Consider the following 13,941-nt stretch of genomic DNA (forward strand, 5'->3'; position numbering starts at 1 on the left):
CACGATTGCACCGTCACTGCGCAATCCGCCGCGCTTCGCCCTCAAAATCTTCGTGAAAATGATCCAGCGCGCTCAATACGGGAAACGGCGCCATGCCACCCAGAGCACACAGCGATCCGGCCACCATCGTCTGACACAGGTCGCGCAGCAGCACCTCGTCGCGCTCGCGCTGGTCCGCATCGCCAGCCAGCATGCGATCGATCACTTCCACCCCGCGGGTGGAGCCGATCCGGCACGGGGTGCATTTGCCGCACGATTCGATCGCGCAGAACTCCATCGCAAAACGCGCTTGTGCAGCCATGTCGACGCTATCGTCGAAGACCACCACGCCGCCATGCCCGACCATGCCGCCGATGGCCGCGAAGGCTTCGTAGTCGATCGGCGTATCCAGTTGCGAGGCCGGGATGTAAGCACCCAACGGTCCACCAACCTGCACCGCGCGCACCGGGCGCCCGCTTGCCGTGCCGCCTCCGCAGTCTTCGACCAGTTCGCGCAACGTCAGACCGAAAGCCCGCTCGACCAACCCCGGGCGCTTCACGTTGCCCGCCAATTGCAACGGAATGGTGCCGCGCGAACGGCCACTGCCGTAGTCGCGGTAGAACGTCGCACCGCGCTCGAGAATAATTGGCACCGTCGCCAAGGTAACGACGTTGTTGATCACCGTAGGTTTGCCGAACAACCCTTGGATCGCCGGTAGCGGCGGCTTGAAACGGACCTGCCCGCGCTTGCCCTCCAGGCTTTCCAGCAACGAGGTTTCTTCGCCGCAGATATAGGCGCCGGCAGCCATCCGCACTTCCAGGTGAAAAGCCTTGCCGCTGCCGCAAACGTCGTCACCCAGATAGCCCGCGGCGGTAGCCGCTTCGATCGCTGCCTGCAAAGCGCGCTGCGCAAGCGGGTATTCGATGCGCAAATAGATATAGCCCCGGCTGGCGCCAACGGCCAACCCTGCGATGGTCATGCCTTCGATCAGCACGAACGGATCGCCTTCCATCACCATCCGGTCGGCGAACGTACCCGAATCGCCTTCGTCGGCATTGCACACGATGTATTTCTGCTCTGCCACGGCCTCGAGGCAGGTCTTCCACTTGATGCCCGCCGGAAACGCCGCACCGCCACGACCGCGCAAACCCGAATCGGTAACGGCCTGCACGATCTGGGCCGAAGTCATCTTGAGGGCCGCCTGCAGCCCGAGATAGCCGCCACGTGCGCGATAGTCGTCCAGGCTGCGCGGATCCACGATGCCGACGCGCGCAAACGTGAGGCGCTGCTGGCTCTTCAACCAGGGAATGTCTTCCGTGGGGCCGAGCGCCAGCACGTCTTCGCCACCGCGAAGAAAATCGGCGTCGAACAGTGCCGACACGTCGCCTGCCTGCACGGGACCGTAAGCCACGCGCCGCCCGCCGATATCCACTTCCACCATCGGTTCCAGCCAGTACAAGCCGCGCGAACCGTTGCGCACCAGTTGCACATCCAGCTTGCGTGCAGCGGCTTCGGTTTCGATCGCCTTGGCAACCGCATCCGCTCCCAGGGACGAGGCGCTGGCGTCGCGAGGCACATAGACCGTGGTCGTCATGTCTTCTCCGTCGCCAGCCAGGCGTCAAAACTCTCCGGCGTCACGCGGCCTTTCAATTCGTCATCGATCATCAACGCAGGCGAGCACGCGCAGTTGCCTAGGCAGTACACCGGCTCCAGCGTGTAAGCGCCGTCGGCGGTGGTTTGATGAAAATCCACACCGAGCCGCTGCTTGACGTGTTGCTCGAGCTTGGCTGCGCCCATCGCCTGGCAGGATTCGGCGCGGCACAGGTAAAGAACCCGCCGCCCGGCGGGACGCGTGCGAAAGAAATGATAGAAAGACACCACGCCGTGTACGTCGGCACGCGAAAGATTCATCTCGCGCGCGATCAGCGGCACGGCCACCTCGGGCACGTAGCCGACCGCCTCCTGGATACCGTGCAGCACCGGCAGCAACGCGCCCGGCTGATCTTTCAACCGGGCTGTGACGTGCAGAACCGCATCGCGGAGTGCGTCGTCGATCGGCGGCAACTGGGCGATGTTCTTGGCAGGCTTCATGATCGATATCAACCTTAGAACAGTGCTGCGGCCTTGCTCAGGGCTATCCACACTCCGATCAGGAAGGGAATGCCCACCAGCGCCCAAGCGACGATGCCTACCAGGCCGAAACCACCGCGTGCCGCCTGGCTGGCGTTGGCCGAGACGTGAGGCGCCTCATGCTGCAGCGAGCGCTCGTGCTCGAGCTCCTCATCGGTCATATGGTGCGCTTCCTTGACCGGCTTGACCAGCAAGTTGGCGATCAGGCCGACAATCAGCAAGATGGCAAGGATATACAGCGTGCGGTCATACACCAGGTTCTTGGCCACGCCGGCGTCGAGCTGCGCCTGGCGCACCGCGGCGATCAGGAACGGCCCCGCAATACCCGCCACCGACCATGCCGTAAGCAAGCGCCCGTGAATGGCGCCGACCATTTGTGTACCGAAGATGTCGGCCAGGTAAGCCGGTACGGTGGAGAAGCCGCCGCCATACATGGAAATGATGACGCACACGGCAATCACAAACATGCCGGCCAGCCCGGCGTGCCCAAGCGTCGGCAAGCTGCAATAGAGCAGGATGCCCAGCACGAAGAACACGATGTACGTTCGTTTACGGCCGAGAAAATCCGAAGTGGAGGCCCAGAAAATCCGCCCCAGGCTGTTGAACAGGCTGATCAGGCCGACCAGTCCCGCCGCGGAAGCCGCTATTGCCGCCTTTTGCGCCGTAGTGAGAGTCGTCGCCGCATCCAGGCCGAGCAAACGGCCGCCGAACACCTCCTGGAACATCGGGCTGGCCATCGAGATCACGCCGATACCGGCGGTGACGTTCATGCACAGCACGATCCAGATCATCCAGAACTGCGGCGTTTTCCAGGCGCGGTTCAAGTGCACGTGACGGCCGGTAATCAGCTTGCTGGCAGCGGCAGGCGCGGTCCAGCCAAGCGGAGTCCAGCCATTGGGCGGTACGCGGAAGCCGAACGCACCAGCCGACATGGCCACGAAATACAACACGCCCATCACCATCAGCGTGCTGGCTACACCGGCTACTTCGCCGTTCGCAAAGCGCGCCATCAGCGCCACCGCGATCGGCGCGCCGATCATCGCGCCGCCGCCGTAACCCATGATGGCGAAGCCGGTTGCCAGGCCGCGGCGATCCGGAAACCATTTGATCAGGGTGGACACCGGCGTGATGTAGCCCAGCCCCTGCCCGACCCCGCCAAGCACGCCGCAACCGAGAAAGGCCAGCCACAACTGGTGCATCGACACGCCGATACCGCCGATCACCAGGCCGCCGCCCCAACATAGCGCCGCGATAAAGCCCGCTTTGCGCGGTCCGGCATGCTCCAGCCAGGCACCCCAGATCGCCGCCGAAATACCCAACATGGCGATAAAGGTTTCAAAGATGTGCGTGACCGCAGGCACCGTCCAATTGCACGACGTTGCAAACAGCTGCCCGAAAAAGCCCATGCCTGCGCAACTGGGCGCACCGGGTACGAGTTTGCTCATCGGTAGCCAGAACACGGAAAAACCGTAAGCCATGCCGATGCACAGATGGATGGCCAACGCAGCCGGCGGCACCAGCCAGCGATTGAAGCGCGGTCCGGCGATGATGCGATCCCTCGCCAACCATCCCGACGTCTTTCCCCCGGACGCCGCTACAGCCTCAGGCACGACAGTCATGATCGTCTCCCACGGTGAAATCGGGACAACAAAATCCATCGCGTTGGCAACGCCGCGACTGTAGCCCAAAATCCAGGAACGCCGAGGGCGATCTTTTCCTGATGATTACTGCTGCGCAACATGACGGCGCTGACCGTGCTTTGTCACAAACACGCCAGCGCCGGTGTTCGTTAGCGTTTTCGTTGCGCGTGCACGACCGCCTTCGAGGTCGTGCAGCGCAATATGGATACCTCAGGGAACATCGTCGGAATCGACCGGCGCATCGGCGTGAATCTGGTTGGCCGCCGGTACCGCGATCGCTTTCATGCCTGCACCGCGCAGGCGCTGATTGAGTGCCGGCAGATCCTTGTCGCGCAAGGACTGCCAGGAAGCCGTCGCCTTGTCGAGGTTGGCCTGGTATTCGGCAAAAGCCTGACGCTGGCCATCGGTAGGTGCACGGTCGGCGCCTTCCACGTCGGTGGCGATGGCGGTGAGCGCATCGTTCATCGCTTCCAGGTTGGTGGACGCTTCGCCGTCGCCGGAAACCAGCGGATCGGTCTTCTTGCGGAAGGCATCCAGGTCGGCGCGCAGGGCCGCACGCGATGCATCGTTGCCGAGCTTCTTGTCAGCTTCATCGAGCTGATCGCGCACCCCTTCCACTTCGCCATGCGCCTGCCACATCCGCTGCAGCGCATCGCCTACCTCGCGCGAGAACGCCAAGCCATCGGCAAGCGCGTGCTGATCGGCCGTGACACGCGGATCCATCACCACGTTCAGCGGCGCCCGATACGACTTGCCATCGACGGTCAACACCACCTGGTATTTGCCAGGCAATACCAGCGGGCCTTCCGGCGTAAGCGGCGTATCCGAATCCCAGGTGGCCGCGATGCTATAGCCGTAGAGCAGTGCTTCAGGGCGTGGATAACGCAGATTCCACACGAAGCGATGCATGCCTGCAGCCGTACCCAGCGTCTGCGGCGAACCGAGCCAACCCTTCTGGAAATAGCGCTCGGCGGGCAGTTGTTCCTGTTTGTCTGCACTGGAGAAATGACGCACGGTCTTGCCGTCGCCATCCAGGATATCCAGCGTTACCGGTTCTTTGGCTGCGCTGGCCAGCTGATAGTCGATGATGGCGCCGGCTGGAGGATTCTCGCCCAGCGGTTCGTCGTGAGGCAGTGGCGTGTCGCGATTTTCATTGGCGCGCACGCGAATGGCGTCGGCCGGGGTATACAACGCGGTCTTGCGGGCTGCATAAGCGCCGGCTTGGCGCAGCGGAGTGATGTCGTCGAGGATCCAGATCGCCCTGCCCTGCGTGCCGGCCACCAGGTCGTCGCCGTGGATCAGCAGGTCGCGCACCCATGCCGTGGGCAGATTGCGCTGCAGCGATTGCCAGTGCGCGCCGTCGTCGAGCGACACGAACACACCGCGATCGGTGCCGGCAAACAGCAGGCCTTCGCGCTGCGTATCGGCGCGCACAACGCTCACGAAATCGTCCTGCGGCAGTCCCGCGGAAATATCCGTCCAGGTCTTTCCGTAGTCGTGCGTCCGCCACACGTGCGGGTGGAAATCGTCCTGGCGATGATTGTCTACCGCGGCATACGCTGTCCCCGCCTGCAGCGCGGAAAGATCCAGCGAACTGACGATGCCCCACTTGGGCAGATCCTTCGGTGTGACGTTCTGCCAGTTCTTGCCGCCATCGCGGGTGAGCTGGACGGAACCATCGTCGGTACCAATCCAGATTTCGTCATTGCTGAAAGGCGACGGCGCAATGCTGTAGATCACGCCATAGCCGCAATCGCGCGCCTGCTGTGCATCGGGGTTGCCGTCACAACCGGTGGCTCCCGGCTTTTTCGCGCTGAGATCGGGGCTGATCACTTCCCAGTGCTGGCCCTGATCGGTGGTGCGGAAAAGCACCTGCGCCCCCAGATACAAGGCATACGGGGCCTTGGCCGAAAAGGCAATCGGCGTGATCCAGGTGTAGTGGTATTTGAAATCGGTGGGACGCTGGCCATAGCTGTTGACCGGCCACGGCGTCACGTTCTGCACCACGCCGGTCAGGCGATCCCAGCGCGACACGCGCCCGCCGAGACCGGAGCCGAACACGATATCGGCGTTGCCTGGATACGGCACATCGTAATCGCGCTCATCGCCACCCACCGGGCGCCAGTCGCGATAGGAAATCGCGCCGTAGTCGCTGCGGCTGGCGATGCCTACCGTGCCGGAATCTTGCTGACCGGAATAAATCCAGTAGGGGAATCGATCGTCAGTGGCGAGGTGGTAGAACTGCCCGGTAGGCTGGTTGTACCAACTGCTCCAGCTGTTGCCGCCGTTGACGGTGACGACTGCGCCCTGGTCGCTTGCCGCAATCATGCGCTGCGAGTTGCGCGGGTCGATCCACAGGAAATGATAGTCGTCGCCGCCGGGCGCGCCCTTGAAGATTTCCCAATGCTTGCCGCCATCGTCGGAGCGACGGATCGATTGCCCCGCCGAATAGATGCGATCGCGATTCTGCGGATCGACCGTGATCCGGCTGAAATAGTCGTTGGGCAGCCAGGATTCGCGACTTACCGCCTGCCAGCTCGCACCGCCATCGTCGGAGCGGTACAAGCCGCTGTCACCACGTGGCTTGGCCGAATTCACCACCGCATAAATGCGATGGCCGCTTGCGGTGGCAATGCCGATGCGCGCCAGCGTGCCGGTCGGCCAGCCGTTGCCGCTGATCCGCTTCCAGGTAAGGCCGCCGTCGGTGGATTTGTACAAGCCGCTGCCGGGTCCGGCATTCGGCTGGAAATACGACAGCCACGGATAATTGCGCACCTGCCAGGCGGCCGCATACACGATATTGGGATCGGCCGGATCGGCTTTCAGATCCACCACGCCGGTATCGGCATCGATCGACAAGGTTTGCGTCCAGGTCTTGCCGCCATCGGTGGAACGATAGACGCCACGCTCTTTGTTCGGCCCGAAATAATGGCCCAGCACACCCACCAACAGCGTGTTGGCATCGTGCGGGTTTACCAGCACCGCACCGATGTGCTTGCTCTGTGTCAAGCCGATGTGCTGCCAGCTTTTGCCGCCATCGCCAGAGCGATACATGCCATTGCCTGCGGCCACGTCGTAACGTGCCGCCACCTGGCCCGAGCCGGCATAAATCACGTTCGGGTCCGATGGTGCCACCGCGATGGCGCCGATCGGCGCCGCCGGCACGTTATCAAAAGCGGGTTGCCAGGTGCGCCCGGCATCGTCGGTTTTCCATACGCCACCACCGGCGGTACCGATGTAGAACGTATCCGGCCGCGTGGGATCGCCAGCAGCCATGGTGGCCCAGCCGCCACGGAAGGGGCCGACCAGGCGCCATTCGAGCGCGCTGCTCGTTGCGCCGTTTGTCGCGGCAGGCATCGCCGCGTACGAAGGCAGCGCACTGCTTAGCAGGCATGCAATGGCGAGCGCTGAGAGGGACCGAAGGTAAGAGTGTGTCGACACGTGAAACCCCCACAATCAAAGGAAACGATGTAACGCGAGAGCTTCCCTGCCTTCCACCCCACACATTGCCGCGAATCAGTCGTAGCTCAGTGCGAACCCCGTGTACCAGGTCCTGCCGAACGCCGGCTCCAGGCCGTTCTGCCAGACGCGGTCAAAATAATGCCGGTTGCCGATATTGCTGATGCCCGCCAGCAGGCGCAGCGAGCGATTCAACTGCCAGTCCGACGCGACATCCACCACGGTATAGGCGGGAATGCGCGCCGGCATGTAAGTCTGGCCGCTGCCGTAGGCCTGATCGGAATCCTGCCAATACTGCGCCGCCGAAGATACCGCGGTAAGACTCAATTTCACGTGCTCGTCGCGCCAGGTCACGCCGGTCTTGACCAGGTAAGAAGGCGAGAACGCCGGCGTCTTGCCGACCTGCCCCGGAATGGCGCTGCCCGTGAAGGTGGCGTTGAGCAGGCTGACATTGACGAAGCTTTCCAGATGCTGGCCTTCGCTCGCCAGCGACGTGCGCGCGAAGAAATCGTAGTCGAGCTGGCCTTCCAGGCCGCGGCTGCGGGTGTCGCCCGTATTGACTTCGATCGTATCGATGGCGTTGATGTATTGCGTTTCCAGGCGGTTCCTGAAATCGATCCAGTACAGGCTCACGTCGTAATACAGCCCGGTGACCGGCGCGCCATGCACACCGGCTTCCCACGACAACGATTTGGAAAGCTGCGCCGCGTGTCCGGGCACCAGGTTGCTGAAAGGCGAAGCGATATCGAAATAACGCAACGGGCGCCAACCCTGCGACACATTGAAATAGGTTTCGTTGCCATGGCCGAAATCGTTGCCAAGTCCCAAGCCGAATAGCGGCAAATGGCGACCATCGGCTTCGTGGATGTAGGGCCGCGTCAGGAACGGCGGGCGCACCGTTTCGTCCACCGCAATGCGCTCGTGCTCCAGGCGCACCGACGGCACGATGTGAATGCGATACGGCAGGCGGAACACGTTCTCCGCAAACAGCGATTCGTATTGCGAGCTGCGACGCTGGTTCAGTACCGGCGTGCCGTCGTGATCGTCGCGCGCCACCATCAGGTCGGGGCTGCTCCATTGACGGAACGGATCGTTGCCGCGGAACAACACGGTGCCCACGGTCAACGCATTGCCCTGCCCCCAGTTCTTGCGCAGGCGCACGTCGGCACCGTAGGTGCGGAAGGCTTCATCCTGCAGCGTGGTGCTCGATGGCAGCGGCTGTCCTGGCAACGATGCTTTCGCCGCCCGGCTGACCAGATCCTGATAGGTAAACCACAGCTTGGCTTCCAGCGACCAGCGATCGCCGAACTCGCGCGTGTGGCCGAGCACCAGCTGATCGCGATTGACCCAGTCGCGATTGTACGGCGTGGTGACGGTACGCGGATCCTGCTGCCATTGCGTGTAGCTCAGGCGGCCCGGATCGCCGGAGACGGCGCTGATCGCGTGGAAATCCATCCACCATTGCTGATGCTCGTCCGGCTTGTACGCCAGATACAGATCGGCCTGGCGGTTCTGCGAACCGTCGTTGGCACGCGTGCCGTCGCTGTGCACATAACCCGCATCAGCACGGAACGCCCATGCGCCCTGGTTGCGCTCGATCACGTTGTAGCTGGAAAACAGGCCGTGTTCTCCCACCACGTTTTCGGTGCTTACCGTCAGCGGCGTGCCGGGTGCGGGGCGCTTGGACACCAAGTTGATCACCGGTGCGGGTTCGGGGCCGTACAACAGACTCGAGCCGCCGCGGATCAGTTGCACTTCCGACAGGCTCTGCGTCATCGGAAAGGCATATAGCGTGGGAAAGCCGATCCAGTCGCCTTCCATCGGAATGCCGTCTTGCATCACCAGCACGAATTCCGATTCCTGCGGGTTGCCGATGCCGCGATAGCTGAAATTGAACTGCGTGGGCGTTGGCTGTTCGGAAACCAGCACGCCCGGCGTACGCGCCAGCGCCTGATTGAGGTTGTTGCCGATCACGGTGGGCTGGTTTTCCAGATGAGTCACCGTGGTCTTCTTGGTCACGGTGATCTTGGGGCCATCCACCTCGGGCATCTGATACTGCAACTTGGCCTTGAGATACTTTCGCCAGTCATCGGCGTGCACGTTGATCTCAGGCAGCTTGGTGGCTTTGACGGCGTTCTGATCGCCGGCCGGCTGCGTGTCCTGGGCCGACTGCGCATGGGTGGACCAGGAAACCAGCGCCATCAGCAAAGCAAACGGCAAGGAAGCACGGCGAAAAGACAACATGCGGGTTCCGGGCAGAGACAAGTTAATCGGATGTTATCGCGCAAGCGAGACTCGCTTGACCATATGCCATCGGTTTACCCGGCCAATGCGGCACGCCAGGCGCGAGCGGGCCAGCCGATTGCGTTACATTGCGCGGACGACTTCCTCCCCCCAACGCGCGGGACATCAAAGGAATGCGCCTCTCTCGTGCCAACTACGGAGGCGAATGGGGATGGGTTTTGCCCGGACTCCCGCACTCGGCATGGGAGGAAGACGAACGCCCCTCATTACCAAGAGCTACGTCCCGTGCGCCTGTCCCGTTTCGTCTTGTTCGCCCTGGGCCTCAGCAGCGCCTTTGCCGCGCATGCCACTGTCGACCCTTCGCTGTTCCAATCCCTGCACTGGCGCCTGATCGGCCCGTTCCGCGGCGGCCGCGTACTGGCGGTCAGCGGCATTCCCGGCGATGACCGGCATTTCTATTTCGGCGCCGTCGACGGCGGCGTGTGGAAGACCAACGATGCGGGGCGTACCTGGCAGCCCATTTTCGACAGCGAGCACGTCGGCTCGATCGGCGCGCTGGCATTGGCACCGTCGCAGCCGGATACCGTCTACGTAGGTTCCGGCGAAGCCGACATGCGCTCGGATATCGCGCATGGCAATGGCATGTACAAATCCACCGACGGCGGCGCGCACTGGAGCCACATTGGCCTGGAGGACAGCCGGCAGATCGGCCGCATCCTGGTCGATCCGCGCAATCCGCAAGTGGTGTTCGCGGCCGCGCTCGGCCACGCCTACGGCCCGAACGCCGAACGCGGCGTGTTTCGCTCCACCGACGGCGGCCAGCATTGGGACAAGGTGTTGTTCAAGAACGACGATACCGGCGCCATCGACATGACTTTCAAGCCGGGCGATCCGAACACCATCTATGCCTCGCTGTGGCAGACGCGCCGTCCACCGTGGAGCGTGTATCCGCCCTCCAACGGACCGGGCAGCGGCTTATACGTCTCTCATGACGGCGGCACGCATTGGACGCAGATCCAGGGCAATGGCTTTCCGGCTCACCCGGGCCGCATCGGCCTCGCAGCGGCACCCAGCCAGCCCGACCGCCTCTATGCACTGGTCGATGGATCGCAAGGCGAAGGCGGCCTCTACCGTTCCGACGACAACGGCGAGCATTGGAAGCACGTCACCGGCGATCAGCGCATCTGGCAACGCGGGTGGTATTTCAACCGCCTGACCGTCGATCCGAAGAATGCCGATCGCGTGTATGTGATGAATACCATCGTGCTGCGCTCCGACGATGGCGGCAAGCAGTTCATCGCCCTGAAGGGCGACCCTACCGGTGACGACTTCCACGAAATGTGGATCGACCCGACCAACCCCAACCGCCAGATTCTCGGCGTGGACCAGGGCACGCTGATCACCCTCAACGGAGGCGCCACCTGGAGCAGCTGGTACAACCAGCCCACTGCGCAGATCTATCACGTCAGCACCGACAACCGCTTCCCCTACTGGGTCTACGGTGCACAGCAGGATTCCGGCGCCGTGTCGCTGCCCAGCCGCGGCGGCAGCCGCGACGGCATCACTATGACGCAGTTCCACGAACTTACGCCCGGTGGTGAAAGCGACATGATCGCGCCCGATCCGGACGATCACGACATCGTCTACGGCGGTCGCGTCGACAAGCTCGACATGCGCAACGAGCAGGTGCGCAACATCGACCCGACCCTGGCCTATCCCGCTGCCCACTATCGCGCGGCGTGGACGCTGCCGCTGGCGTTTTCCAAGCGCAACACCAAAGTGCTGTATTTCGCCAACCAGCGCCTGTTCCGTACCGCGGACGGCGGCGATCACTGGGCGCCGATCAGCCCGGACCTCACCCGCGAAGATGCGGGCGTGCCGGCCAATCTCGACGCCCCCACCGCCGCCGACGACAATCACGCGGACAAGCGACGCGGCGTGATTTACACCATCGCGCCGTCTCCGCTGGATGCAAAAGTGTTGTGGGTCGGCACCGACGATGGCCTGGTCTGGCGCACCAGCGACGAAGGCGCGCACTGGAGCAACGTTACGCCCGCGGCATTGACGCCCTGGTCGAAAGTGACCGGTATCGAGCTATCGCATTTCAGCCCCGATGTCGCTTATCTCGCCATCGACCGTCATCGCCTCGACGACGATGCGCCCTACATCTACCGCACGGCCGATGGCGGCAAGAGCTGGACCCGCATCGACAACGGCATTCCTGCGGACAGCTTCGTCAATGTGGTGCGCGAAGATCCCTCGCACCAGGGCTTGCTCTATGCCGGCACGGAAAAAGGCATGTTCGTGTCGTTCGACAACGGTGGGCATTGGCAGTCGTTGCAGCAGAACCTGCCTTCCACCTCGATACGCGATATCGACGTGCATCAGGACGACCTGGTGATCGCCACGCACGGTCGCGGCTTCTGGATCATGGATAACGTCACCGCCTTGCGCCAGATGGAGAACGCCAACGCGCAATCCGCCGTCCTGTTCAAACCCGCCGAAGCAATCCGTGTACGCATGCCACTGTTCACCGGCACGCCCATGCCGAAGGACGAGCCGCTGGCGGACAACCCGCCCGATGGCGCGATCATCGACTACAACCTGCCTGAGCACGTGAAAGGGCCGGTTACGCTGACTGTGTTCGATGCCCAGCACAACAAAGTGCGCAGCTTCAGCAGCACCGACAAAGCGCCGATGCTGGATCCGACCAAGCTTGAATTCGCACCGGAGTGGGTCCCCATCCCCAGCGCACTGCGTACGACGTCGGGCATGCACCGCTTCGTGTGGGACCTGCGTTACGCCAAGCCGGAAGGTATCGGCAATCCCTTCGAAGGCGGCATCTGGGCACCACCCGGCAACTACATGGTGGAACTGAGTGCGGATGGGCACAGCTATCGGCAGCCGCTGACCATCAAACCCGATCCGCGCGTCACCGTGTCCGTCGCCGCCATGCAGCGCGAATTCGAGCTGGCTCGCAAGGTGGAAGCGGCGTCGATCGACGTATCCAAGGCCGCCGCGGAAGCCAAGCAGCTGATGCAGGCGCTGGGCGAGCGCCAGGCACGTGCCAGCGGCGCCCTGCATGACCAGATCGCGGCGCTGATGACAAAGACCTCCGATCTCTCCGGCATGCCCGAGCACGCAGGATCGGCGGGCATGATCGGCGCGCAACCGCGCCGCACCGACAGCCTGCGCGGCTTGTCGGAAAACCTGGAAAAGCTGATGGGTGCGGTGGATGGTGCGGATGCCGATCCCAGCCAGGATGCAAAAGCTTCCTACGCAACGCTATCGCAAACGCTCAGTGCCACAGTCAGCGAGTGGACGGCATTGAAGCAGCACGATCTGGCTGCGCTCAACGACAAGCTCAAGTCGAGCGGCGAGAAGCCCATAACGCTGTAGCTCAGCAGTGGCCCCGCATCATCGCGATGCGGGGCCGCTCAACGTGCGGCAAGGCGCGCCTGCACCTCGGCATAGATACGTGCACGCTTGGCGGAAAACCAGCCCAGTACGCCAGTCACCGGCATCGGCAGCAAACCGTTGAGGCGGGTGGCCGTGGCCACTCGGCGCAAATGCGCACTGTGGAAATCGGCAAACGCCTGGGCCAGCTCTGGTGTCGCAAAGGGCGTTTCCACGTACTCGTCCAGCACGGCGCCAAGCATGGCCGCGGCACGACGTGCGATTTCCCGATTGGCCTTGCTCACGGTCGCATCGCCGTGTGGCACGTCGTGAGCCGCCTCGATCGCTTTGACCAGTTGCTGCAATTCCGTGGCATGCAAGGGCCGACACGTAATGGGAGCTTTGGCGCGCGCCAGCAGCCAAGCCTGGTCGGTGCGGGCAAGTGCGCCGGAATTGCGCGTCGCGACGTCGAGTGCGTCGGCATAGCAATACGCGTATTCGTACATCAGTTCGATGGCGAGTTCTTCCCGTACCATCGGCAACGAGCGCCGCATGCCGTCACGGCCATACCAGCGAATGTATTCCGGCGTCACGTGGTGGAAGCTGCCGCGCTGAGGGCGCGTAAACAAGCGCTCTTCCGCATCGCCGGACAGGAACGGATGCACGGCTTTCATGCCCGAGGCGTGCGCGGCAAGCACGCGGTCCAGCAGCACTTCGGCGGTGACCAGTTCGTGGTGGTATTCGCCAAACAGACTGTCGTCGTCGACGTGGGCGAAATAGACAAAGCGAATGTGGCGGGTAATGCGCGCTGCACGCCGCGCGCGCTTGGCCGGATCGTTCAGGCGCCGGCGCCAGGCGCGCAAGCGATACCCTAGGCTGGCCGGCTCCACGCCTGGCTGCGTTGGCGATGCACCATGCGCCGACGGCAGGTCGCTCAGCAACGCGCCGACTTCGCGATCCGATACTGCAGTGGAATCCGTTGCCTGTTCGCCATCGAACGGCTGTGCGGAAGCTTGTGATTCACTCACACCGACACCCTCAAACTACAAGCCTGCGCAGCAATATCCATTGCCGATCGCAATGCGTTGAAGAA

General features: G+C 63.1%; 7 protein-coding genes. 1 reads left to right on the forward strand and 6 read right to left on the reverse strand.

Going from position 1 to position 13,941, the window contains the following annotated elements:
• Positions 1 to 13 precede the first annotated feature (13 nt).
• From ISS99_RS19270 to ISS99_RS19290, 5 genes are all read right to left on the reverse strand, one after another.
• A complete protein-coding gene (locus tag ISS99_RS19270; RefSeq protein WP_204633229.1) occupies positions 14 to 1,573 on the reverse strand; it encodes a formate dehydrogenase beta subunit in 1,560 nt (519 codons plus the stop codon).
• Complete coding sequence (locus tag ISS99_RS19275) at positions 1,570 to 2,070, reverse strand: formate dehydrogenase subunit gamma (RefSeq protein WP_204633230.1); 501 nt, start codon at positions 2,068 to 2,070, stop codon at positions 1,570 to 1,572. The genes ISS99_RS19270 and ISS99_RS19275 overlap by 4 nt, the downstream gene beginning before the upstream one ends.
• 14 nt (positions 2,071 to 2,084) lie before the next feature.
• Positions 2,085 to 3,728, reverse strand: a complete 1,644-nt coding sequence (locus ISS99_RS19280) for an OFA family MFS transporter (protein ID WP_204633231.1) — start codon at positions 3,726 to 3,728, stop codon at positions 2,085 to 2,087.
• 231 nt (positions 3,729 to 3,959) lie between these two features.
• The gene (locus tag ISS99_RS19285) at positions 3,960 to 7,106 is read right to left on the reverse strand and encodes a hypothetical protein (protein ID WP_204633232.1); all 3,147 of its coding nucleotides are present in this window, start codon (positions 7,104 to 7,106) and stop codon (positions 3,960 to 3,962) included.
• 159 nt (positions 7,107 to 7,265) lie between these two features.
• On the reverse strand, positions 7,266 to 9,452 hold the full coding sequence (locus ISS99_RS19290; protein WP_204633233.1) for a TonB-dependent receptor family protein: 2,187 nt from the start codon (positions 9,450 to 9,452) through the stop codon (positions 7,266 to 7,268).
• Between the two features lie 285 nt (positions 9,453 to 9,737).
• Here ISS99_RS19290 and ISS99_RS19295 point away from each other — a divergent pair, with 285 nt between their 5' ends.
• Positions 9,738 to 12,851: a WD40/YVTN/BNR-like repeat-containing protein gene (locus ISS99_RS19295; protein ID WP_284343684.1), complete on the forward strand. Its 3,114-nt coding sequence runs from the start codon at positions 9,738 to 9,740 to the stop codon at positions 12,849 to 12,851.
• A 38-nt stretch (positions 12,852 to 12,889) separates the two neighbouring features.
• On the opposite strand, the gene ISS99_RS19300 is transcribed toward ISS99_RS19295, so the two are convergent.
• Positions 12,890 to 13,876 carry a hypothetical protein gene (locus tag ISS99_RS19300; RefSeq protein WP_204633235.1) on the reverse strand — a complete coding sequence of 329 codons (987 nt, stop codon included), beginning with the start codon at positions 13,874 to 13,876 and terminating at the stop codon, positions 12,890 to 12,892.
• Positions 13,877 to 13,941: the final 65 nt, after the last annotated feature.

Origin of the sequence: Dyella mobilis (assembly GCF_016904945.1) — a bacterium.
Classification (GTDB): Bacteria; Pseudomonadota; Gammaproteobacteria; order Xanthomonadales; family Rhodanobacteraceae; genus Dyella_B; species Dyella_B mobilis.

What these genes read in the sequence shown, in the direction of transcription:
- ISS99_RS19275 (WP_204633230.1), bottom strand. Translation starts at nt 2,070, where the DNA reads ATGAAGCCTGCCAAGAACATCGCCCAGTTGCCGCCGATCGACGACGCA.
- ISS99_RS19290 (WP_204633233.1), bottom strand. Translation starts at nt 9,452, where the DNA reads ATGTTGTCTTTTCGCCGTGCTTCCTTGCCGTTTGCTTTGCTGATGGCG.
- ISS99_RS19280 (WP_204633231.1), bottom strand. Translation starts at nt 3,728, where the DNA reads ATGACTGTCGTGCCTGAGGCTGTAGCGGCGTCCGGGGGAAAGACGTCG.
- ISS99_RS19285 (WP_204633232.1), bottom strand. Translation starts at nt 7,106, where the DNA reads ATGCCTGCCGCGACAAACGGCGCAACGAGCAGCGCGCTCGAATGGCGC.
- ISS99_RS19270 (WP_204633229.1), bottom strand. Translation starts at nt 1,573, where the DNA reads ATGACGACCACGGTCTATGTGCCTCGCGACGCCAGCGCCTCGTCCCTG.